Origin of the sequence: Marinobacter sp. UBA3607, assembly GCF_002375525.1 — a bacterium.
Classification (GTDB): domain Bacteria; phylum Pseudomonadota; class Gammaproteobacteria; order Pseudomonadales; family Oleiphilaceae; genus Marinobacter; species Marinobacter vinifirmus.
On sequence record NZ_DFLY01000009.1, the window covers coordinates 1 to 20,622 of the forward strand.

24 protein-coding genes are annotated in these 20,622 nt (G+C 59.4%); 7 read left to right on the plus strand and 17 right to left on the minus strand.

Annotated features, from left to right (window positions below; all coding sequences use genetic code 11):
• Positions 1-69 precede the first annotated feature (69 nt).
• The 9 genes from B2589_RS02365 to B2589_RS02405 all read right to left on the minus strand — a co-directional run bounded on the left by B2589_RS02365 (position 70) and on the right by B2589_RS02405 (position 7,417).
• A complete protein-coding gene (locus tag B2589_RS02365; protein WP_332875507.1) occupies positions 70-324 on the minus strand; it encodes a sulfurtransferase TusA family protein in 255 nt (84 codons plus the stop codon).
• Positions 302-427, minus strand: a complete 126-nt coding sequence (locus tag B2589_RS02370; RefSeq protein ID WP_266096169.1) for a hypothetical protein — start codon at positions 425-427, stop codon at positions 302-304. Before B2589_RS02370 ends, B2589_RS02365 begins: the two co-directional genes overlap by 23 nt.
• Complete coding sequence (locus B2589_RS02375) at positions 424-1,596, minus strand: formate dehydrogenase subunit gamma (RefSeq protein ID WP_286815486.1); 1,173 nt, start codon at positions 1,594-1,596, stop codon at positions 424-426. The genes B2589_RS02370 and B2589_RS02375 overlap by 4 nt, the downstream gene beginning before the upstream one ends.
• Positions 1,597-1,684: 88 nt before the next feature.
• On the minus strand, positions 1,685-2,293 hold the full coding sequence (gene fdh3B / locus B2589_RS02380; RefSeq protein WP_036219858.1) for a formate dehydrogenase FDH3 subunit beta: 609 nt from the start codon (positions 2,291-2,293) through the stop codon (positions 1,685-1,687).
• A 15-nt stretch (positions 2,294-2,308) separates the two neighbouring features.
• Entirely contained in the window at positions 2,309-5,194 is a 2,886-nt protein-coding gene (locus B2589_RS02385) for a formate dehydrogenase subunit alpha (RefSeq protein ID WP_414673918.1), read from the minus strand.
• 87 nt (positions 5,195-5,281) lie between these two features.
• Entirely contained in the window at positions 5,282-5,470 is a 189-nt protein-coding gene (locus tag B2589_RS02390; protein ID WP_199456033.1) for a hypothetical protein, read from the minus strand.
• A 41-nt stretch (positions 5,471-5,511) separates the two neighbouring features.
• Positions 5,512-6,123: a TorD/DmsD family molecular chaperone gene (locus tag B2589_RS02395; RefSeq protein WP_199456034.1), complete on the minus strand. Its 612-nt coding sequence runs from the start codon at positions 6,121-6,123 to the stop codon at positions 5,512-5,514.
• 92 nt (positions 6,124-6,215) lie between these two features.
• Entirely contained in the window at positions 6,216-6,839 is a 624-nt protein-coding gene (locus B2589_RS02400; RefSeq protein ID WP_286815488.1) for a DUF3306 domain-containing protein, read from the minus strand.
• Positions 6,839-7,417: a DUF3305 domain-containing protein gene (locus B2589_RS02405; RefSeq protein WP_199456036.1), complete on the minus strand. Its 579-nt coding sequence runs from the start codon at positions 7,415-7,417 to the stop codon at positions 6,839-6,841. The genes B2589_RS02400 and B2589_RS02405 overlap by 1 nt, the downstream gene beginning before the upstream one ends.
• 142 nt (positions 7,418-7,559) lie before the next feature.
• On the opposite strand from B2589_RS02405, the gene B2589_RS02410 reads away from it, so the two are divergent.
• The 4 genes from B2589_RS02410 to B2589_RS02425 are packed head-to-tail and all read left to right on the plus strand — an operon-like array spanning position 7,560 to position 11,578.
• Complete coding sequence (locus tag B2589_RS02410; protein WP_286815489.1) at positions 7,560-9,539, plus strand: 4Fe-4S binding protein; 1,980 nt, start codon at positions 7,560-7,562, stop codon at positions 9,537-9,539.
• 19 nt (positions 9,540-9,558) lie between these two features.
• Positions 9,559-10,404, plus strand: coding sequence for an Mrp/NBP35 family ATP-binding protein (locus tag B2589_RS02415; RefSeq protein ID WP_286815490.1), 846 nt, complete (start codon positions 9,559-9,561; stop codon positions 10,402-10,404).
• Entirely contained in the window at positions 10,401-11,105 is a 705-nt protein-coding gene (locus tag B2589_RS02420; RefSeq protein WP_286815491.1) for a biotin/lipoate--protein ligase family protein, read from the plus strand. Before B2589_RS02415 ends, B2589_RS02420 begins: the two co-directional genes overlap by 4 nt.
• Positions 11,102-11,578 (plus strand): DUF6505 family protein, encoded by a 477-nt coding sequence (locus tag B2589_RS02425; RefSeq protein WP_022989813.1) that lies wholly within the window; start codon positions 11,102-11,104, stop codon positions 11,576-11,578. The genes B2589_RS02420 and B2589_RS02425 overlap by 4 nt, the downstream gene beginning before the upstream one ends.
• Here B2589_RS02425 and B2589_RS02430 read toward each other — a convergent pair whose 3' ends face one another.
• From B2589_RS02430 to B2589_RS02460, 7 genes are all read right to left on the minus strand, one after another.
• Entirely contained in the window at positions 11,579-12,856 is a 1,278-nt protein-coding gene (locus tag B2589_RS02430) for a molybdopterin-binding protein (protein WP_286815492.1), read from the minus strand. It lies immediately after the preceding gene.
• Entirely contained in the window at positions 12,853-13,344 is a 492-nt protein-coding gene (mobB, locus tag B2589_RS02435; RefSeq protein ID WP_286815493.1) for a molybdopterin-guanine dinucleotide biosynthesis protein B, read from the minus strand. Before mobB ends, B2589_RS02430 begins: the two co-directional genes overlap by 4 nt.
• Complete coding sequence (gene mobA / locus B2589_RS02440; protein ID WP_286815494.1) at positions 13,341-13,928, minus strand: molybdenum cofactor guanylyltransferase MobA; 588 nt, start codon at positions 13,926-13,928, stop codon at positions 13,341-13,343. The genes mobB and mobA overlap by 4 nt, the downstream gene beginning before the upstream one ends.
• Complete coding sequence (locus B2589_RS02445; protein WP_199456044.1) at positions 13,921-14,790, minus strand: formate dehydrogenase accessory sulfurtransferase FdhD; 870 nt, start codon at positions 14,788-14,790, stop codon at positions 13,921-13,923. The genes mobA and B2589_RS02445 overlap by 8 nt, the downstream gene beginning before the upstream one ends.
• A 64-nt stretch (positions 14,791-14,854) precedes the next feature.
• Positions 14,855-15,661, minus strand: coding sequence for a substrate-binding domain-containing protein (locus tag B2589_RS02450; protein WP_022989808.1), 807 nt, complete (start codon positions 15,659-15,661; stop codon positions 14,855-14,857).
• A 42-nt stretch (positions 15,662-15,703) separates the two neighbouring features.
• Positions 15,704-16,447, minus strand: a complete 744-nt coding sequence (locus B2589_RS02455) for an ATP-binding cassette domain-containing protein (protein ID WP_286815495.1) — start codon at positions 16,445-16,447, stop codon at positions 15,704-15,706.
• A complete protein-coding gene (locus tag B2589_RS02460; RefSeq protein WP_286815496.1) occupies positions 16,444-17,142 on the minus strand; it encodes an ABC transporter permease in 699 nt (232 codons plus the stop codon). The genes B2589_RS02455 and B2589_RS02460 overlap by 4 nt, the downstream gene beginning before the upstream one ends.
• A 117-nt stretch (positions 17,143-17,259) precedes the next feature.
• Here B2589_RS02460 and B2589_RS02465 point away from each other — a divergent pair, with 117 nt between their 5' ends.
• Both B2589_RS02465 and B2589_RS02470 read left to right on the plus strand, forming a co-directional pair.
• The gene (locus B2589_RS02465) at positions 17,260-18,144 is read left to right on the plus strand and encodes a helix-turn-helix transcriptional regulator (protein ID WP_286815497.1); all 885 of its coding nucleotides are present in this window, start codon (positions 17,260-17,262) and stop codon (positions 18,142-18,144) included.
• Positions 18,145-18,185: 41 nt separating this feature from the next.
• Positions 18,186-19,310, plus strand: coding sequence for a putative sulfate/molybdate transporter (locus B2589_RS02470; RefSeq protein ID WP_286815498.1), 1,125 nt, complete (start codon positions 18,186-18,188; stop codon positions 19,308-19,310).
• Positions 19,311-19,369: 59 nt separating this feature from the next.
• On the opposite strand, the gene B2589_RS02475 is transcribed toward B2589_RS02470, so the two are convergent.
• Positions 19,370-19,537: an RSP_7527 family protein gene (locus tag B2589_RS02475; RefSeq protein ID WP_286815499.1), complete on the minus strand. Its 168-nt coding sequence runs from the start codon at positions 19,535-19,537 to the stop codon at positions 19,370-19,372.
• Between the two features lie 125 nt (positions 19,538-19,662).
• Between B2589_RS02475 and gcvA the strand changes: the two genes are divergently transcribed.
• A complete protein-coding gene (gene gcvA / locus B2589_RS02480) occupies positions 19,663-20,547 on the plus strand; it encodes a transcriptional regulator GcvA (protein WP_286815500.1) in 885 nt (294 codons plus the stop codon).
• Positions 20,548-20,622 lie beyond the last annotated feature (75 nt).

Here is a 20,622-nt window from a genome sequence, read left to right on the forward strand (position 1 = left end):
GCCGGGGGTTTTTTCATTTCAGGTCTGGGAAAAATGAAAGTCTGCAGAAAGAATCCAAAGGCATTCTCTCTAAGCCAGGCAAATCCGATAGCGGAGCACGCCGGCCTCCTCCTCGCGAATCCATTCAATCCGGTGCCCTGTGATATCGCACAGCGCCTGCATGTCCTTACGGCCACTGGGGTCATCGGCCAGGAACTCGACCTGGGTCCCGCTGGGTAACCCCTGGGTGCGTTTCTTGAAGCGGAGAATAGGGAGGGGGCATACCAAGCCGACGGCATCGATCTGGTATACCTCGGTTTGATCAGTCAAGTCGTACACTCTCACTGCTGCCCTGTTCCGCTGAAGACCAGCCGAACTGGTTCAGAACAACCGGGGCGAGCGAGGCTATGATCAATGCTACGACAAATGCGGAAATCATTACCTTCATGATGATCCTCCTTTGCCTTGTTTGGCCTCTTCCTCTTCTACCCAGAGGTCGTGGTGCTGGCGAGCCCATTCCAGGTCAACCTGGCCGCTACCCATCGCATCGAATGCGCCTTCCATACCCACAGTGCCGATATAGATATGGGCGATGATGGCCAGCATCATCACGAATGCCACGATCGAATGCCAGATGTTGGCATATTGCATTTCCTCGTGTGGTGTCAGCTCTGTTGGCAGGCCCGTGCCCAGAATACTGTTGATGACACCGAAGGTGTCGCCAAAAAGAGGCATCTGGAAGGGGAACAGAAGCGATAATCCGGAAAGCGAGACAGACACACCCAGCAGCATCACGGTCCAGAAAACGACCTTCTGGCCTGCGTTGAATTTCCTGGCCGATGGATGGCCCTTGGTGAAGATGCCGCCCCCCGCCTTGATCCACTGCCAATCTAGTTTGTCAGGTATGTTATGCGCTACCCACATCACAAATGTCATAACCAGGCCGAGCATGAATGCCCAGGCAATGTTGTTGTGAAGCCACTTTGAACCGACTGCGAGGGTCGAAAAGGCATCGAGCCCGATCACCGGGATCAGGAAACTGCGGCCCATCAAGGTCAGCAGCCCCGTTACGCCCAGGGCTATGAACGAGCCGGCCAGCAGCCAGTGACCAAACCGCTCTATGGCTTTGAATCGTTCAATGGTCGAGCCCGCAGGGCCGCCATCAATCATGATTTTGCCACGCACAAAGTAGAACACCACGAGCAGCACGATGATCCCCAGCAGGGCACCACCGCCCCAGGTGATGATGGGTCCTTCCCGCAGTTTGTACCAACTGATGCCCCCGTCCTGGATCATGACGCCATTGGCCGGGCCCGGAGACTGCACGGTGGGATCGATCTGGTTATAGCGAATGGAGCGCCAGGTGTCGGCATCTGAGACACCACCCCTGGTACCAAGCTGTTCGGTGATTGGCGCCGCCTTCTCCGGATTGCCCAGGTTTTCGGAGCGGAAACTGTCGTCCAGTTTCTGCTGCTCCTGGCGGCGCATAATATCTTCGAGGGTCTGAGCACCCCCGGTTGCTGTTCGGTCAACCGCCGGACCGTCTTGTGCCCAGGCAGGGTTGAAAATCAGTGACGCCAGCACAAGGGCAGCGGCACCCAACAGATGTTTGTTCATCAGAGTACTCCAGCGGAATCAACAAGAAGGCGTTGTGGCTGAAGAAGTTCCGGAGCTCGGGGAGCTCCGGAACTTCGTTCAGATCAGCTTATGCACCTTTCTTCTCGTAGGCTGTGCCCCATCCCCAGGCGCCGGAACCGAAACCACGGTTCACCACGCGCTGGCGATAGATGTCCGCCACCTCGTTGCCGTCACCGGCAAGCAGGGCTTTGGTAGAGCACATTTCCGCACAGATCGGCAGTTTACCCTCTGCAATACGGTTGCGGCCGTACTTGGTGAACTCGGCTGCGGAATTGTCTTCTTCAGGGCCGCCTGCACAGAACGTGCATTTGTCCATTTTGCCGCGGCTGCCAAAGTTGCCCGCTTGCGGGAACTGGGGCGCACCGAACGGGCAGGCGTAGAAACAATAGCCACAACCGATACACAGGTCCTTGGAATGCAGCACGATGCCGTCTTCGGTCTGGTAGAAGCAGTCCACCGGACAAACCGCCATACAGGGCGCGTCTGAACAGTGCATGCAAGCTACCGAGATCGAGCGCTCACCCGGTTTGCCATCTTCGATGGTTACCACTCGGCGGCGGTTGATGCCCCAGGGGACTTCGTGCTCGTTTTTACAGGCCGTTACGCAGGCATTACATTCGATGCAGCGCTCGGCGTCGCAAAGGAATTTTGCTCTTGCTTGTCCTTCAAGTGCCATGGTCTACACCTCTTGTTATGCTGGTTCGATCGCACACAGGGTGCACTTGGTCTCTTGCATCTGCGTGACCGAGTCGTACCCGTATGTCTGAACGGTGTTAGTGGATTCACCCAGTACGTAAGGATCGGAACCCTTCGGGTATTTGTCCCTCAGGTCCTTTCCTTCCAGGTGCCCGCCGAAGTGGAAAGGCATGAAGGCAACACCTTCGCCAACCCTTTCGGTCACCATGGCCTTGACCCTGATGCGCGCGCCCTCCGGGCCGGAAACCCAGACGTCTTTACCGTCACGGATGTTCAGGTTATTGGCATCACGCGGGTTTATTTCGATGAACATATCCTGCTGCAGTTCCGCCAGCCAGGGGTTCGAGCGGGTCTCGTCACCACCACCTTCATACTCAACCAGACGGCCGGAGGTCAGAATGATGGGGAAGTCCTTGCTGAAATCCTTCTTCTGAATGGACTCATACAGGGTCGGCACGCGCCAGAAGGTCTTGTCGGCGTAGGTCGGGTAATCTTTGACCAGATCGCGCCGATTGGTGTAAAGCGGTTCACGGTGTAGAGGCACAGGGTCCGGGAAGTTCCAGACAATAGCACGGGCCTTGGCGTTACCAAAGGGCGCGCACTCGTGCTTGATGGCCACACGCTGGATGCCGCCAGACAAGTCTGTTTTCCAGTTGGTGGCGGGGCCGGCCACCGCTTCAATACTGGCTCGTTCCTCGGCGGTCAGGTCTTTATCCCAGCCCAGATCCATCAGCATCTGCATGGTGAATTCGGGGTAGCCGTCCTTGATCTCGGAATCCTTTGAGTACACGCCATCGGCCAGCAGATTGTTGCCGTTGTGCTCGACACCGAAGCGGGCGCGGAAGGTGAGGCCGCCCTTGGACACCGGCATCGACATGTTGTACAGGATTGGTGTGCCCGGATGGTTCATCTCTGCGGTGCCCCAGCACGGCCACGGCAGGCCGTAGATATCACCATCGCAAGGCCCACCGACAGCACGCAGGGTGGTCTTGTCGAAGTGATGCTGGTTGGCCATGTGCTTTTTCAGCCGCTCGGGGGACTGGCCGGTGTAGCCGATGGTCCAGGTGCCTCGGTTGAACTCGCGGGTGATGTCTTCAATCACCGGCTCATCGCCTTCAATGGCGATGTTGCGGAACATACGGTCGGTGAAACCGAATTTGTCCGAAAACAGTTTCATGATTTCGTGGTCGACCTTGGAGTCGAACAACGGCTCGATGACCTTTTCACGCCACTGCAGGGAACGGTTCGATGCGGTAACGGAACCGCGGGTTTCGAACTGGGTGGTTGCCGGCAGCAGGTAGGCACCGTCTTTGCGATCGTGCAGCACGGCTGACACGGTCGGGAACGGGTCTACAACCACCAGCAGGTCCAGTTTTTCCATCGCTTCTTTCATTTCGAGCATACGGGTCTGCGAGTTGGGCGCGTGGCCCCACAGCACCATGGCCCGTGTGTTGTCAGGCTGCTCGAGGTTTTCCTTGGCTTCCAGGACACCATCAATCCAGCGGGAAACCGGGATACCTTTCTCGTTCATCATGGGTTTGGTTTTGCCATTCCTGTCCAGGGTGGCAAAGCGGCCTTTCAGCCAATCGATGTCTTCTTCCCAGACCCGCGCCCAGTGGGCCCAGGCGCCAGCCGCCAGGCCATAGTAGCCGGGCAGGGTGTCTGCCAGCACGCCCAGATCGGTGGCGCCCTGAACGTTGTCGTGGCCACGGAAAATATTGGTACCGCCGCCAGCGACACCCATGTTGCCCAGTGCCAGTTGCAGGATGCTGTAAGCGCGGGTGTTGTTGTTACCGTTGGAGTGCTGGGTACCACCCATACACCAGATAACGGTTCCCGGACGGTTATTGACCAGGGTGCGGGCGACACGCTCAAGCTGAGCGCCAGGGGTTCCGGTTACCCGCTCGACTTCCTCGGGGTTCCAGTGTTTCACCTCTTCGCGGATCTGCTCCATGCCGTACACACGGGTACGGATGAATTCCTGGTCTTCCCAGCCGTTTTCGAAGATGTGCCAGAGCAGTCCCCAAACCAGGGCTACGTCGGTACCGGGCCGGAAGCGCACATATTCGTCGGCATGGGCCGCCGTGCGGGTGAAGCGCGGGTCACAAACAATAAGTGGCGCGTTGTTCTCTTCCTTGGCTTTCAGGACGTGCAGCAGCGACACAGGATGCGCCTCGGCCGGGTTGCCCCCGATAATGAAAATGGCCTTGGAATTGTGGATGTCGTTGTACGAGTTGGTCATCGCACCGTAGCCCCAGGTGTTGGCTACACCGGCGACTGTGGTGGAGTGGCAGATCCGGGCCTGGTGGTCGACGTTATTGGTGCCCCAGTAAGCCGCAAATTTGCGGTAGAGATACGCCTGTTCGTTGTTGAACTTCGCGCTGCCCAGCCAGTACACCGAATCCGGGCCGCTCTCATCGCGAATCTGCAACATCTTGTCGCCGATTTCGTTGATGGCCTCGTCCCAGGAGATCTTCTGCCACTGGCCATTGACCATTTTCATGGGGTACTTCAGGCGCCGCTCGCCGTGGGCGTGTTCACGCACAGAAGCGCCCTTGGCGCAGTGTGAGCCCAGGTTGAACGGGCTATCCCAGCCGGGCTCCTGCCCAACCCAGGTGCCATTCTGTACCTCGGCAATCACGGTGCAGCCTACCGAGCAATGGGTGCATACAGACTTTTTAAGCACCATTTCCCCACCTTCGGTTGATGGGGTTGCAGCCTGAACCCGGCCCGATGTCAGTGATAAGGCCGCCAGGCCTCCCACCGTTACACCGGAAGCCGCCAGAAAACTACGACGGTCCATAGTTTTGGCAGCGAGGGATGAAAGTAAAGATCCTTTACGGGGGCCTTTCGCAACCCCGTTGGTCTTCTTCCGTAACATGTCACATACCTCTCTCTTTTTATTCTCGTTTTTCCGGAGGTGTGATCATCCAAGAGCGTCACGCAACCTTGAATGATTCACGCATCCTTAAAAGCGAGCCGATTCGAAATACTTGCGAGTGTGTTCAGTGTCGCGCAGACCGCTGCTTTTCGGGGCGTCTGTTGCCACCCCGGCTGCAGCGTTCGGTGCAACGGCCATGGCAACAGCAGCGGGTGCTGCGGATGCGGCCAGTTGCAGGAAACGGCGCCGACTGTTTTCACGCTTCGGGCTGTCCATCGGACTCCTCCACCTGAGTTAAGGGATCGGGCAGATCCCGGTTATTGAATTGCAAAGGCATCCGCCTCTACCGCCATGAAGGCCCGACCCAGCGAGCCGACTGGAGCGTAGAGGACTGAGCTTTGCGCTTCTTCCAGATCCGTAAAAAACAACGCCGCCCACTTTGCCATGTGGGCGTCAAAAAAAGCTTTCTGTGATGACACATCGCTGTCGCAGGCGAATTCGCCGGTAATAATGCCCGCCATGATTTCACACAGGGTACCGATGTGATCTTCCGGTTCTTTAACGCCGTCGCTGACCTTGACGCCCCGGGTCATCAGGTCGGTACGCAGGTCTGCCAGCGGTTTCTCGTTCAGGAAGCCGGTCAGGTAATAACTGGCATAGGGCAACAGCTCACCCCGGCCTACGCCAATGAACAGGTTATTGAACTCCTGCTCGGCGTCGACCGCCGTAGTACGTTGGGCAAGGGCAGCCAGGTTTTTGTAGGCGGAACCCAGGGGGGTGTCGTCACCCTGTAAGGACGCCAGCCCTTTGAGCAGCTCGTCCGAAGGCGGGCTGCTTAACAATACAGCCAGTAATTGGTAGATCTGGGCCCGGGCGCGGTCTTCGTCAGTGATCGAGCGGGGGCATTGAAGTGCAGCGGTATCAGACAAGTCTTTTTCCTTCGGGTTTTTGTACGACTTTTAGACAGTCATTTGTAAGTTATAGCCCTAACCTGTATCCGGTGCAATCATACTTCCGGCCTTCAGGATTCAAAACGCATCCTCGGTCTGTAGCGCGGCTCCCACTCTTCCTGGGTTTCTGAAGAAGCCGGCTCGGCCGGGAAAGGCTCTGCGGAAGGTATGACCGGGGTTTCGGGTGCCGGTTCATTGTCAGCGCTCACAGGTGGCGCCTGTTTCGGGGCAGGGGGAATCACGTTTGGAGAGCTCGCCTGGGGCTCGGCCTGAGTGTCGCCCTGTTCTTCACGGCGGGCGTTCTTATCGAACATGCCCTGTCCCACCTTATACAGGGTGTTTACGGTTTTGGTGGCGAGGGCGGCATCTGTATAGTCTTCATCGTAGTCATTCAGGCCGTCCAGCACCGCCAGTACCGGGTTGGTTTTCCACAGTGCCCGTAAGGCCTTGCGGCGCAGTAATTCCGGAATCTCTTTACGCATGAAGCCGGTGATGTCCGCACCCAGTTCAAGGGTGTCCGGATCGGGCAGGTTGTACTTCGCCAGCACCTCCTGCTCGGGCAGGGCTTCATTGAGGGCGAGCTCCTGTTCCTCGGGTGAAGGCTCGGGGTCATTGCTTTGGGGAGGGACAGGTTCGGCCGGTTTGCCCGCTTCGGCCTTTTTGCGCGCCCAGCGCTGAAGACGTGACTCAGCCATCAGTGAACCCTCGGCTTCTTGATATTGGAGGGCGCGCGGTAAACGTCGCTTTCCTGGCGAATCCGGGGGTCGCCCTTGCCGTCTTCGACGGTGTCGACAGCAACCTCATTGCGACGGCGTTTCTTGAAGGGCTCCTCGATGTAGTGCATGTCGATAAATTCCTTGATCCAGGCCGCCAGGGACTCGGGAATCGGAACCGGTTCGACAATGCTTTCGCCACTATCCAGGGAATCCAGCGCCTCATGGGCACTGGCGGTAACGGTGCTGACCACCCAGCCAGACGGGGACTGGCCGGTCTGGTCCTTGTCCATGACAATCCAGACGGAAGGCACGGCCATATTCAGGGAGACCAGGTAGCCCTCCACATCAGCCCGGAACAGCTCCATGGTGACCGTGCCCGCGTGGTAATCGACCACTTCGCCCTCGCGAACCAGCTCTTTCCAGAACGCCTCGGGAGCGCCGGGTATCACCGCCACGGGCTTCCAGATGTCCTTCGCCCAGCGGGTTATTCCCGGGGTACGGCGTACAACGGCCCCCACCTGTAACTCACGTTTCCAATGCTCTGTACGACTGCTCATGGGAATTCTCGTTTTGCTATAGCCCTAAGCTAGCAGGACACTAACAATTATCCAATTGTCCTTACGTAAAAGCCTGTGGCATGCTCGAAAGTCCGAATTAATCTGTATACGCAGAAAAACAACGAAAAGAGCCAAATTCCTGATGACGGCACACAAGACCCTACTGTTATGCACCTGTGACAAAACACAGAGCTTTGATCCGAAGGCACTGCAGGCGGCCGCGGCAGCCGAGCAGGTCATCGTTGTGGATCAGCTGTGCGGCACAGACATGAAAACCGCTGCGGAGCACCTGAGTGGCGCAAACGAAGTACTTATTGCCTGTGGCCAGCAGGCGGCTCTGTTCGAGCGCCTGGGCGAGGATATACAGGCGGAGATTCAGCACTCCGCGCCCCTGAGTACCCTCGATATCCGGGATCGCGCGGGATGGAGTGCGCCGCAGGCTAATCCGAAACGCCTCCATGCCAAGCAGGCAGCGCTGATGGCTGCGGCTCAGTTGCCGGCCCCCATGGCACCGGTGAAAACCATCCGTTCCAGCGGCGTATGCTGCGTTGTCGGCCCCACCGAGCAGGCCATACGCATGGCCGAACTGGTTCAGGATGAACTCGGTGTGACCTGTATCGTCAGTGATGCGGGGCCGGTACAACTGCCCTCGGCGGCCTATGACGTGGCGAAGGGCAAGCTGACCAGTGCCTATGGCGCACTGGGCAACTTCAAGCTGGAGTTTTCCGGCTTGCAGATGATGAATCCCGCCGGCCGGGGCGAGCCCGGTTACGGCGAGGCGAAAGCCACCGCCCGCAGTGAATGTGACATCTTTATCGACCTGCGCGGCCTGGGCCCGGCATTCCCCAGCCACGAGAAACGTAACGGCTATTTCTGGGCCGACCCGGCCAAGGCCGGGGAGCTTGAGCGCATTGCCCTGAACGCAAGGGAGTTGGTGGGCGAGTTCGAGAAGACCGTGTACTTCCGGCTGGAAGAATCCCTGTGTGCCCATTCCCGGGCCAATCAGCCGGGTTGTACCCGTTGCTTGGACGTATGCTGCACCGAGGCCATTTTCTCTGCCGGTGACCATATCCAGATCGACTCGGATATCTGTGCCGGTTGCGGATCCTGCGCGGCGGTCTGCCCGACCTCTGCGATCACCATGAACGAGACCTCCTTCGAAGCCATCACACGAAACCTGGAGGTGATGGCCCGGGTTTATCGCGAGCACACTGGCGAGGCCCCGAGGCTGGTGTTTCACACCCTGGACGCCGGCGCTGAGGCGATTGCCTACCTGGCCCGTTACGACGATGGCCTGGCAGACGATCTGATCCCGCTCGGGCTGGAGCACATTGACCGGGTTGGCCACGCTGAAATCATGGCAGCCTTCGGTGCCGGTTACGCGGAAGTGCTGATTCTGCCGGACAACGAGATCGACCGCCGGGCGGTTGCGGCGGAAGTTGAACTGGCCCAGGCCATGCTTACGGGCACCCGGAACTCTCCCGGCCGGATCCGGGTTATCGAAGCCATCGAACTCTGTGCCGCGGGCGACAACGCCGGGCGGGTGAGTGAACCGGTACTGCTGGTGGGCGGGCGCCGTGACATCACCCGGGTTACGGCCAATGCGATGGCAGATAACATCGAGGCGCCGATTCCGCTGCCGGCCGGCGCACCCTATGGCGCCGTCGAGATTGATTCCGATAAGTGCACGCTGTGCCTGGCCTGTGTGTCGCTGTGCCCTACCGGGGCCCTGGGTGATCACCCTGATCGGCCAGAAGTACGCTTTACCGAAAACGCCTGCGTCCAGTGCGGCATCTGCGAGAGTACCTGCCCCGAGACGGCCATCACCCTGAAGCCCCGGCTGGACCTGTCGAAGGACGCGCTGAGCCCCCGGGCGTTACATGGCGAGGAACCTTTCGAGTGCATCCAGTGTGGAAAGCCGTTTGGTGTTGCCAGCACCATTAACCGGATTGTTGAAAAGCTTGAGAACCAGCACTGGATGTACACCAAGTCTGATAATGTTCAGCTGATCAAAATGTGCGACGACTGTCGGGTCAAGGCCCAGTACCATGGCAACAACGCACCCATGGCGGGCGGTGAGCGCCCCCGGGTTCGCACCAGTGACGACTATCGGGACAGCTGAACACTAAACGGGAAGTAACATGGTTCAATACACCGAAGTAGGAAAAGAAAACCTGATTGGCACCGACGCGCCGCGGCCGCAGGACAAGAACCCGAGAGGCGTTGACCGGATTATTGCCATTGCCTCGGGTAAGGGCGGCGTGGGCAAGTCTACCGTGGCGTCGAATCTTGCGGTTGCGCTGGCCTCGAAGGGCCTGAAAGTAGGGCTGCTGGATGCCGACGTATACGGCCCCAGCCAGCCCCGCATGCTAGGTGTTTCAGGCCGCCCGTCCAGCCCCGATGGCCATACCATCCTGCCGCTGCGAAATCATGGGGTAACGCTGATGTCTCTGGGTTTGATGGCACCGGAAGACGAAGCCATTGTCTGGCGTGGCCCCATGCTGATGGGCGCCCTGCAACAGATGATGAACCAGGTGGAGTGGGGCCGGCTGGACGTTCTGCTGGTGGACCTGCCCCCGGGGACCGGTGACGTGCAGATGACCCTGAGCCAGAAATTCTTTGTGGCCGGTGCTGTTGTGGTCTCCACGCCCCAGGATATTGCCTTGATGGATGCGCGCAAAGGCATCGACATGTTCCAGCGCATGGATGTGCCGCTGTTCGGTTTGATCGAGAACATGGCGTCGTTTATCTGCGACGGTTGCGGCAAAGAGCACCACCCGTTCGGGCACGGCGGTGCCCGGGCTGAGGCTGAAAAGCTTGGCGCGCCCTTCCTCGGAGAGATCCCGCTCGACCTGGATATCCGGTTGGGTTCGGACGGCGGTGTGCCGATCGTGGTCTCCAAGCCCGAGAGCCCACAGGCAAAAGCCTTCCAGCGCATTGCCGATGAAATCATCGCCTCTGACGTCTACGCCCGGGCCATCCGATGATGCAGTCACCCCAGTTTCCGCCGTTGCTCACGGGCGAAGCGGTGCCCAGGCACATGGATCCGTTTGCCAAGGCGGTCAGCCGGGCGATTGCCGGAGTCGATTCGGGTACGGTGTTCTACTCGGAGGGCCCCGACACGCTGCATGCGGCCCTGGTGCTGGCACCGGAGACGCCTTTGGAAGAAGCCATCCAGGCAGTCTACGTGGCCCAGGTCGGCCTGGCCGAGAGCCTCGGCGCCCTGGCCCCACCGGAAGTGCCGGTACATTTCCAGTGGCCCGATCGTATCAAGGTGAACGGTGCTGTCTGTGGCAGCGTCCGCTTTGCGGCGGACGTATCCGACCCGAAAGCCTTCCCTAACTGGCTGGTGATTGGCATTGATGTGCCCTTTACCCCGGCAGGCGGTGAGCCAGGTGCCAACCCGAATGAAACCTGCCTGCACGAGGAAGGCTGCGTGGATATCACGCCCATGGCGCTGCTGGAAAGCTGGTCCAAACACACCCTGTTGTGGCTGACCTACTTCCTGGACAGCGGGTTCGAGCGGGTACACAACGAATGGCGGCCCCGCTGCGACACCCTGGGCAAAACGATCGAGTATCCAAAACCCGGGCTGTTTGTTGGACTGGATGAAAAAGGCCGGATGCTGCTGCGGGAGGGTGTGATGACCGAAACAGTGAGCTTGATTGAATTCGCGGAGCATGTATGAAGCTGGCACGAACCCTGAGGCTGGACGTATCCGATGAAAACGTCTTTGAAAACCCCGCGCCCAGTGGTGAGTGGGCCATTTCCGGCGGCTTCGAGTTTTCCAACTGGACCGAAGCAGACCTGAAGGGCAAGGCCCGTCAGGCTTTCAGCAATGGCTGGTACAGTATCGAGTCCGGTGGCCGGGCCAGTTTTGTGGGGGTGTGCAACATCACCGAAGCGGAACTGGAGCAGTTACGCCGGACCCTGGCACAAACCTTTGTCGAGATCTACGGCGCGCCGGATATTGATGCGGCTTATCCCGTGGCCTGTGAAGAAATCGACCAGATGCGCACCATGTGCGAGGACTTCGAAGACAATACCCTGCTGATGGTCAGCCGCCGGCTGACCGATCTGGGAGTTGAGGAAACCTACCGCTCCCGGGCCCCGCAGGATGCCTCGCTGGAGGCCTTTGCGGTGCACGGCAGCGTCGATTGATTACAGACCGAAGCTGCCGTAGGGAATGAACTTTACCGGGGTGCCCGGTTCGATCTGCCGGGCGCTTTCGTCCAGCTCGACCATGCCCTCAGACCAGGCCAGGCCGGTGACCCGCCCGGAGCCTTCGGAACCGAATACCTCAACTTTTCCATCGCGAACCCGGGCGCGCAACATCTCGCTGCGCCCCGGTTTCTTGTTCTTGGAAAAGTTGGCCGGCACGAGATAACCCTGGGGCTCAAACCATTCCGCACCGGCCATCAAGGCCATGGCCGGTGCGCCAAATCGCAATGCACAAACCCAGGCGGCAACCGGGTTACCCGGCAGGCCCACCACGGGTGTGCCCTTGAACATGGCCAGGGCCAGGGGGCGGCCGGGTTTGATGGCAATGCGCCAGTTGCTGATCTCGCCATGGGCTTTCAGGGTTTTCGACACGTGGTCTTCATCCCCGGCAGAAACGCCACCGCTGGTGAGGATCAGGTCGCATTGCTCCGCGCCGCGCCCCAGCGCCTCTTTCACGGCGTCAGGCCGGTCCAGCACATGGCCGAGGTCGACCAGTTGATAGCCCAGCTGCGTGATCATCGAACTCAGCATCGGGCGGTTGGCATCGTAGATCTGCCAGTCCGTGACCGGGGCGCCAACGGGCTTTACTTCATCGCCGGTCGACAGCACGCCAACGCGCAGGCGCTGGTAAACGTCAACGGATTCCACGCCCACGCTGGCGAGTACGGAAATCTGGGTGGGGGTCAGGCGGGTACCGGCGGTGAGAATCCGGTCCTGCACCTGAATATCCTCGCCGGCCAGACGCCGATTGGCGCCTGCCTTCAGCGTACCGTTCAGGTGCAACTGGCCATTGATGACGTCGCAGTCTTCCTCCAGCACTACTGTGTCTGTGCCTGCCGGCATGACTGCGCCAGTCAGGATGCGGATAGCGTGGCCATCGGGAACCTGTTCCCTATAGGGTTCACCGGCGGCGCTGCGGCCGTCTACCAGCGGCAGTGAGCACGGCACTTCGGTCAGGGGGCCGGCAAACGCATAGCCATCAACCGCGGAATTGTTGCTGGGCGGGTGGGCCCGTGGCGCAAAAACGTCTGCGGCCAGTATGCGTCCGTTCAGATGCGACAGTGGAACCTCGCGCTCTATGCCCACCACCGGGTGCAAACGGGATCGCAAACGCTCCAGGGCCTCGTCGACCGGCGTCCAGTTCACGCCGGGAGGCAGGGCAAAGCAGTCGTTACGAAGTGGTTTTACGGTGCTTTCTTGATTGGCGCTGCTGCTCATGACGGTTCACGCTTCAGGATAAAGTCAGCGATTCCGGAGACATCGTTGATGTCGAAAACCGGGCCTTGGAAGTCCGCAGCATAGTCTGCCACGACGGCAACGATGCTGGAGTTCTCGTGATACAGGGCGGCGCGGGTGCTGTCCTTTCGGTGCACCTCGATTTTGGGGTGAGAGTGGGTTTTGAAACCTTCTACCACAACCCAATCGCAGGGGCCCAGCCGGGTTAGCAACTCGTCCAGCGTTGGCTCCCTGGCGCCCCGGAGTTCATGCATGATGGCAAAGCGCTGGCCGCCCGCCAGGATGACCTCCTGTGCGCCGGCCTCCCGGTGCTTGTAGCTGTCGGTTCCCGGTTGGTCCACATCCACCAGGTGATGGGCGTGCTTGATCGAGCTGACGTTCAGGCCCCGGGCGGATAATTCACGAATCACTGCGCTGGCCAGGGTGGTCTTGCCAGAATTCTTCCAGCCTACGAAGCCGATCACGTTCATTTCAGGTGCTGCTCCGCCCAGGCCAAGTCTTCCGGTGTATTGATGTTGAAAAAGTCGACCTCATCGAACATCACCAGCGACTCACCATGGGCCAGCGTCCACTGGCGGATTTTGCGTACGCCGTCGTTCAGCGCCGCCCTCAGGTCGTTCCGCAGCGAAACATCCCAGCGGCCAAAGGTTGGCTGGGGTATCCGGCCACGCTCCGGGTCCGGAGTTGCCGCCAGTACCACCGGAGCGTCGACGCCGGACAGGCGTTCGACCAGATCGAGGGGAAATGACGGCGTGTCTGCCGCCACGCTGAACAGCCAGTCATGGCCCTGTTCTGCGGCCCAGTCCATGCCTGCCAGAATACCGGCCAGGGGCCCGGCGTAATCCGGTATGGAGTCGGCGACCACGGACAAGCCCAGATCATCGAAGCGGCCCGGGTCGCCATTGGCATTTAGCACCACGGCGTCTACCTGCGGCGTAATTCGGCCGATAACCCGTTGGATCAGGGACTGATCGCCCAGCATCAACCGGCCTTTATCAACACCGCCCATGCGGTTGGCCTGGCCGCCGGCCAGGATGACGGCGCACTTACTCATGTTCAGCCCCTTTTCGACGCATTTTTTTGTCTTCATCCGGCACCTGTGAAAGGTCCTGGTCGAACACCAGTCGGTGCTGGCCACTGAGGCAGGTGAACTTCTTGCCTCGCATCCGCCCGATCAGGGTCAGCCCGACCTGACGGGCAATGTCCACGCCCCAGGCGGTGAAGCCGGACCGGCTGATCAACGTCGGAATGCCCATCAGGGAAGTCTTGATCACCATCTCGGATGTCAGGCGGCCGGTTGTATAGAGTACCTTGTCAGCTGCCGTAATGCCGTTGATATACATCCAGCCTGCGATCTTGTCGACGGCATTATGGCGGCCCACGTCTTCCATATACGCCAGGATCTGGCGGCCCTGGCATAACGCTGTGCCGTGAATGGCGCCGGTTTCCATGTACAGGCTGGGGGTGTGGTTAATCTGGTACGAAAGGTCGTAGAAGGTGCTGGTGTGCACCGGGGTATCAGGCAGTGCCAGGCCTTCAAGGCCGGCCATCATATCGCCGAACACAGTGCCAACGGCGCAGCCGGAAGTGCGGGTTTTCTTCTCCAGCTTGTCTTCGACGTCTGTGGTGCCGGCGGTGCGAACCACGGCCACTTCCAGTTCTTCGTCGTAATCAATGCCGGTAACCTGGTCGGTTGCTTTCAGCATGCCCTGATTGAGTAAAAAGCCAAGAGCGAGGTATTCCGGGTGATCGCCGATGGTCATGGCCGTAACGATCTCCTGGCTGTTCAGGTAGATGGTCAGGGGGCGTTCTTCGATAACACTGATCGACTTCGGTTGACCGGTTTCGTCAACGCCCTCGACTGAACGGGACAGCCGGGGGTCTTGAGGATCTGGAAGGATGGAATCAATCGTCATTTTGCTCTGGCCGTCTTATGGAGGCTGCAGAACGCAGCCTCTACATAGATTGCCAGAGATTAGCCTATTTGGCGTTCGGGAAAAACAGCTGCTCTCCATTCACCTTGAAGTCGGCAATGGCCTGCTGGCCGTCTTCTGAAATCAACCAGTTGTGCCACTTGGTGGCCAGGTCGTGCTTGAGGTGAGGGTGCTTTTCTTCAGACAGCAACAGGCTGCCATACTGGTTGAACAGCACATCGTCGCCTTCAAAGACCAGGGTCAGGTTCTGGCGGTTGCCGAAGGCTACCCAGGTGGCCCGGTCTGACATGACATAGGCATCCATGGCTGCTGCGGTATTCAGGGTTGGCCCCATGCCGCTGCCCAGTTCGCGGTACCAGTCGCCGCCTGGCTCAACCCCGGCATTTTCCCAGAGGCGCAGTTCAGCACGGTTGGTGCCGCTATCGTCGCCCCGTGACGTGAAGGGTGCCTCGGCATTGGCAATGGCTGCGAAGGCTTCCGCTGCCGTTTTCGCGCTGCGGACGTCAGCAGGATCACTCTCCGGGCCAATCAGCACGAAATCGTTATACATGACATCAGCGCGCTCGGTGGCGTAGCCGTTTTCGACAAACCGCTTCTCGCCGGCCGTGTCATGCACCAGAAGGCTGTCGGCATCGCCCCGGCGGGCAAGTTCAAACGCCTGGCCGGTGCCCACGGCCACCACCCGTACCGCAATACCGGACGCTTCTTCAAACTTGGGCAAAATGGAGTCGAACAGCCCCGAGTTCTCGGTGGAGGTTGTCGAGGCCAGGGTAATGTAATCCTCGGCATGGGCACTGAGTGCCAGGCCCATGGCCGTCACACCGGCAAGTACCAGGTTCAGGGTTTTTTTCATTTTGTTTTCTCCGTTCGTGGGTAAGGGCATCTTTCGGAACAACTATTCGACCAGTTCGCCGGCCACAAATGCCTGTGCCTGCGGGGAAGCGGGCTGGTTGAAAAAGGTTTCAGCAACGGTGTGCTCGCGCAGCTTTCCGCCCGATAAAAACAACACATCGCCGGCAAGGCGCCGGGCCTGATGGATATCGTGGGTGGTCATCACGATGCGGGTTCCCCTCTGGTGAAAGTCATGGACGGCGGTCTCTACGGCCTTGATGGCTGCCGGATCAAGCGCAGACGTGGGTTCATCCAGAAACAGCACCTGGGGCGAAAGTGCCCAGGCCCGGGCCAGCGTCAGGCGCTGTTGCTGGCCGCCGGAGAGCAACCGGGCCGGTGTCTTTGCGCAGGCAGCCAGGCCAAAGCGTTCCAGGGCGCCAAGCGCGAGCTTGCCGCGTTCCCGCCGGGGCACATTATTTACGGCCAGTGCGTGGATGAGGTTTGCCACCGCGGATCGGCGCAACAGCACCGGTTGCTGGAATACCATGGCCTGGCGAGGGGGTGTCCCGCCGGACCACGAGACCTTCCCCTGGCTGGGCGAAAGCAATCCGTGGGCCAACCGCAGGAGCAGGCTTTTTCCGGCTCCGTTAGGCCCCATCACCAGGGTGGGGCCAATGCCGTCCAGGGTGAAGGAACAGGGCCCCAGCAGCACCTTGTCTTCATGGCTGAAGGTCACGCCCTCAAACCGCAGTGCCGGCGGAGGGGCAATGGTTGAGGAAACCCGATGTGAGGCGCTCAATGAGGTCATCCTGTCCGCCTCCTGGTCAGTTCACCGACCATGTAGGCGCCGGCGTTAATCAGCATCACCAGCGTCAGCAGCACAATGCCAAGCCCAAGTGCCAGCGGCAGGTTGCCCTTGCCGGTTTCCAGTACGATAGCGGTGGTCATTACCCGGGTAACCCCATCAATGTTGCCCCCCACCATCATTACCGCGCCCACTTCCGCGCTGGCGCGGCCAAAGCCCGCCAGCAGCACGGTTAGCAGGGCAAACCTGGCATCCCACAACAGGGTGGGCATCATGCGTGCCCGTGACATGCCCAGAGAAACAAATTGCTCCCGGTACTCGCCCAGCATCTCTTCGACCTTCTGACGCGAAAGGGCAGCCAGGATGGGTAACACCAGCACTACCTGGGCAATGACCATGGCCCCCGGCGTAAACAGAAACCCCAGTTCGCCCAGCGGGCCGGCGCGGGAAAGCAATAAATAAACCATCAACCCTGCAACCACCGGTGGTAACCCCATCAGGGCGTTGAGCATGACAATGACCCCGCCCCGCCCGGGGAAGCGCCAAAGCGCGACCGCTGCGCCAAGGGGGAACCCCAGCACAGCGGCGATCAGGACCGCCAGTAGCGACACCTGTAGCGACAGCATCACAATCTGGAACAGGGCTGTATCCAGGTTGAACAATAGCGAGAGTGCTACATAGAACGCATTGTTTTCCAAAGCTGCGTCTCCTTATTATTTGAGCATCGTGGCGTTTCTAACTACGCTTTGCACAGCCTGCTGAAATATATGCAGTCAAAAACAGCAGTATGCTTTGCCGGGCAGCAGGAGAAAGCAATGTCCCTTCCCACCTACCTCACCACCGCAGAGGCGGCCGAGTATCTGCGCCTGAAGGAGCGCAAAATCTACGACCTGGTCAGTCAGGGCGTTATTCCCTGTGTACGGGTGACCGGAAAGCTGCTGTTTCCGCGCCAGCGTATTGATCTGTGGTTAATGAACCACCTGGAGGGGGACGACGCTGTCAGCGCGCCCACGCCGCCGGTTCTGGCCGGTAGCCAGGATCCGCTACTGGAGTGGGCCGTGAAGGAAAGCGGAGCGGAACTGGCGTTGTTGTGCCAGGGCAGTGGCGATGGTGTGCAGCGGCTGATTAACGGGCGGGCGCTGCTTGCCGGTATGCATATCTGGCATGCCGAAAGCCAGCGGTACAACGACCCGGCTACACTGGGGCTGGGCGGGATGCGTGACCTGGTGCTGATCCGGTGGGCGAAACGACAACAGGGGCTGCTCCTGGCTGCCGATAATCCCCATAAACTTGCACGGTTGGAAGATATCGCCCGCCCCGGTATTCGGGTTGCCCACCGCCAGCCCGATGCCGGTGTCAGCCATTTGTTGCAGAGCCTGCTTGCCCGCCATCGAATCGATGCAGAGCAACTCGGCTGGGCTTCGCACCCGTCACTCAGTGAGGATGATCTTGCGTTAGCCATCCGGCAGGGTGAGGCGGATATCGGCATTGGCATTGAAGCGGCGGCGCGCCGGCAGGGGCTGGCGTTTATTCCTCTGAAACAGGAGCATTTCGACCTGGCCATGCGCCGTCGCCACTATTTTGAGCCGGCCATGCAGCAGCTGCTGGCCTTTGCCGGCAGTGAGCGTTTTGCCCAACGGGCCGATGCACTGGGTGGCTATGATATCCGTGAATTGGGGCGAGTGGTTTATAACGCCTGACGAGTTGCCAGGTTAGAGAGACGGGTGGAACAGGAGCCAGCATGCTTACAACCCGAAAAGAATGGGTAAGAGAGGTCAGTGGCGCGCTGGGCGATATCGGCACGCTGCTGCCCCTGAGCCTTGGCGCGATTGCGGTTGCCGGGCTTGCGCCGGTGCCTGTGCTGCTGGGGTTTGCGGTGTTTTACATTGCGACCGGTTTATATTATCGCCTGCCGATCCCGGTACAGCCGATGAAAGCGGTTGTCGCATTACTGCTGACCACCCAGGTAAGCCACGAAAGCCTGGTGGCCAGTGGTATTCTGATCGGTGCCATCATGTTGCTGTTAGGGGTGACCGGATGGATTAACCGGGTGGCTCGGCTGGTTCCGGGATCGATACTGAGCGGCCTTCAGCTGGGGCTGGGGCTTTTGCTGGCCGGCATGAGCCTGGGTTTGATGGCGACGTCCTGGCTGGCGGGTCTGGCCACGTTGCTGGTGCTGGTTCTTGTTCTGTGGCGATTACCTGCCTGGCCTGCAACGCTGATCGGGTTAGGGGTGTCTTTGGTGGTTGGCGCGGTAGCGGGGTCGCCGGGGCTTTCGCTGGCGATGCCGGATTCAGTTGCATTCCACTGGCCCGAACTGCCGGGCCTGAGTGGCTGGCAGCAAGGGTTTTCGTTATTGGCGTTGCCGCAGTTAGCCCTGACATTAACCAACGCCATCCTGCTAACCGCATTACTGGCGGGAGGCTATTTCGGAGAACAGGCTCATCGGGCTTCGCCGGCGCGCCTGTCGTTAAGCACCGGCCTGGCCAACCTCTGCCTGGTGCCCTTCGGTGCCTTGCCTATGTGCCACGGAGCCGGGGGGCTGGCGGCGCACTATCGCTTCGGTGCCAGAACCGGTGTGGCACCCGTCTTGCTGGGAGCAGGGCTGTTGCTGGTGGCTTTGATGCCGGGAGGGCTTTCGGTGATTGCGGCCATTCCCGCGGCAGGTCTGGGAGCCCTGCTGTTGGTTGCTGCTGTAGAGCTGGCGTCGTCGAAACGTCTGTGGACAGCCAGGCCGTCATGCTGGCCCGTGATAGGCGTAACCGCGCTGGTCACAGTATGGGCTGACCCGGTGTTTGGGCTTCTTGCAGGGATGATCGCGGAAGTGCTTCGGGCGGCCTGGGTGCGCCGGCAAAAGATTGCCTAGCGTACTGGCCGCCCGCTGCACTGGACACACCGGGAGGCTACTCGGATGTGCCCAGGATATCAGTGGCTGGTAGATACCCGAGCCGCCATGCCATGAAAGCGCTCTTTAATGTTTTTTACCAGTTGGCTGAACTGCTCTTTGATGTACTGGTTGCGGTATTCGGTCGCCAGGGCGATATAGTGGTCGACTTCTGCCTGGGTAACGATGTTGCTGTCTTGCTGATTCATAATGGTGCCTCCTGAGGGTAACTGGCAATTTGTATGGTGCTTATGCTACGAGCTTCCAGGCCGATCAAAAAGCGATAAATTCTAAGCGCAATGCTGAGAAAAATTCATAATAAGCGTTTGCCCCTATGCGTCGACTTCCACCTTTAAATGCCTTGAAGATGTTCGAGGCGTCAGCAAGAAACCTAAGTTTTTCAGGGGCTTCGGAGGAATTGTTCGTTACCCCTTCAGCGGTCAGTCACCAGGTTAAAACGCTTGAGAATTTTTTAGGCGTAGAGCTGTTCCATCGCAGTAACCGGAAAGTGACCCTGACTCCTCAGGGGGAGCAGTACCTGGCGTCTGTAAAGCACGCATTCGATGAGATCGAAATGGCGACGCAACGGCTCTCGGCGACCCAGGGTGCCAGCGTGGTGCAGATCAGCGTAGCGCCCAATTTCCTCATCCGGTGGTTGATGCCGCGGATGTCCCGGTTTCGCGCGTTATTTCCGGATGTCGAATTGCAGATCAATGCGTCTATGGGGTTACTGGATTTCAATCGGACCAGCACAGACATGGCGGTTTACTACGGGAATGGCGAGTGGGACGACATTGAAGTGGAGTTTCTGCGCAAAGTGATGCTGGTGCCTGTATGCGGCCCTGGCCTCCTGCAGACCGGGCCACCGCTTGAGAAGCCCTCAGACCTGGCCAATCACACGTTAATCTACGTGAGCAAGCGAACCTGGGAGTGGGATAACTGGCTGAAGAAGGCCGGGGTTGAATTTATTACCCCCAAAGGCTCCATGCAGTTATCCAGCAGCCAGTTGACTACTGCAGCGGCCCAGGAGAATCTCGGCGTGGCCCTGGCAGACCAGACCCTGATCTCCCGGGAAATCGAATCCGGCAAACTGGTGGTACCTTTTGATATCCCGCTCGATACCAAGAAAGCATTTTACCTGGTTTACCGGAAACACCGGCCGCTCACCAAAGGCATGGAAGCATTCAGGAACTGGCTGATGGATGAGTTGCAGGCGTAGTTGGCTATTGCAGTAAGGATCGTAAGGGTGCCTGAATATCAGGGCACTGCCTGGGCACCATTTGGGCACAAGCCA

Excerpts from the sequence above, each read along its gene's own strand:
- gcvA (WP_286815500.1), top strand. The coding sequence starts at position 19,663 with ATGCGTCGACTTCCACCTTTAAATGCCTTGAAGATGTTCGAGGCGTCA.
- B2589_RS02405 (WP_199456036.1), bottom strand. The coding sequence starts at position 7,417 with ATGAGCAGTCGTACAGAGCATTGGAAACGTGAGTTACAGGTGGGGGCC.
- mobB (WP_286815493.1), bottom strand. The coding sequence starts at position 13,344 with ATGAACGTGATCGGCTTCGTAGGCTGGAAGAATTCTGGCAAGACCACC.
- B2589_RS02470 (WP_286815498.1), top strand. The coding sequence starts at position 18,186 with ATGCTTACAACCCGAAAAGAATGGGTAAGAGAGGTCAGTGGCGCGCTG.
- B2589_RS02445 (WP_199456044.1), bottom strand. The coding sequence starts at position 14,790 with ATGACGATTGATTCCATCCTTCCAGATCCTCAAGACCCCCGGCTGTCC.
- B2589_RS02390 (WP_199456033.1), bottom strand. The coding sequence starts at position 5,470 with ATGGACAGCCCGAAGCGTGAAAACAGTCGGCGCCGTTTCCTGCAACTG.
- B2589_RS02420 (WP_286815491.1), top strand. The coding sequence starts at position 10,401 with ATGATGCAGTCACCCCAGTTTCCGCCGTTGCTCACGGGCGAAGCGGTG.
- B2589_RS02415 (WP_286815490.1), top strand. The coding sequence starts at position 9,559 with ATGGTTCAATACACCGAAGTAGGAAAAGAAAACCTGATTGGCACCGAC.
- B2589_RS02385 (WP_414673918.1), bottom strand. The coding sequence starts at position 5,194 with ATGTTACGGAAGAAGACCAACGGGGTTGCGAAAGGCCCCCGTAAAGGA.
- B2589_RS02465 (WP_286815497.1), top strand. The coding sequence starts at position 17,260 with ATGTCCCTTCCCACCTACCTCACCACCGCAGAGGCGGCCGAGTATCTG.
- B2589_RS02450 (WP_022989808.1), bottom strand. The coding sequence starts at position 15,661 with ATGAAAAAAACCCTGAACCTGGTACTTGCCGGTGTGACGGCCATGGGC.
- B2589_RS02375 (WP_286815486.1), bottom strand. The coding sequence starts at position 1,596 with ATGAACAAACATCTGTTGGGTGCCGCTGCCCTTGTGCTGGCGTCACTG.
- B2589_RS02475 (WP_286815499.1), bottom strand. The coding sequence starts at position 19,537 with ATGAATCAGCAAGACAGCAACATCGTTACCCAGGCAGAAGTCGACCAC.
- B2589_RS02400 (WP_286815488.1), bottom strand. The coding sequence starts at position 6,839 with ATGGCTGAGTCACGTCTTCAGCGCTGGGCGCGCAAAAAGGCCGAAGCG.
- B2589_RS02370 (WP_266096169.1), bottom strand. The coding sequence starts at position 427 with ATGAAGGTAATGATTTCCGCATTTGTCGTAGCATTGATCATAGCCTCG.
- B2589_RS02455 (WP_286815495.1), bottom strand. The coding sequence starts at position 16,447 with ATGACCTCATTGAGCGCCTCACATCGGGTTTCCTCAACCATTGCCCCT.
- B2589_RS02425 (WP_022989813.1), top strand. The coding sequence starts at position 11,102 with ATGAAGCTGGCACGAACCCTGAGGCTGGACGTATCCGATGAAAACGTC.
- B2589_RS02430 (WP_286815492.1), bottom strand. The coding sequence starts at position 12,856 with ATGAGCAGCAGCGCCAATCAAGAAAGCACCGTAAAACCACTTCGTAAC.
- mobA (WP_286815494.1), bottom strand. The coding sequence starts at position 13,928 with ATGAGTAAGTGCGCCGTCATCCTGGCCGGCGGCCAGGCCAACCGCATG.
- B2589_RS02410 (WP_286815489.1), top strand. The coding sequence starts at position 7,560 with ATGACGGCACACAAGACCCTACTGTTATGCACCTGTGACAAAACACAG.
- fdh3B (WP_036219858.1), bottom strand. The coding sequence starts at position 2,293 with ATGGCACTTGAAGGACAAGCAAGAGCAAAATTCCTTTGCGACGCCGAG.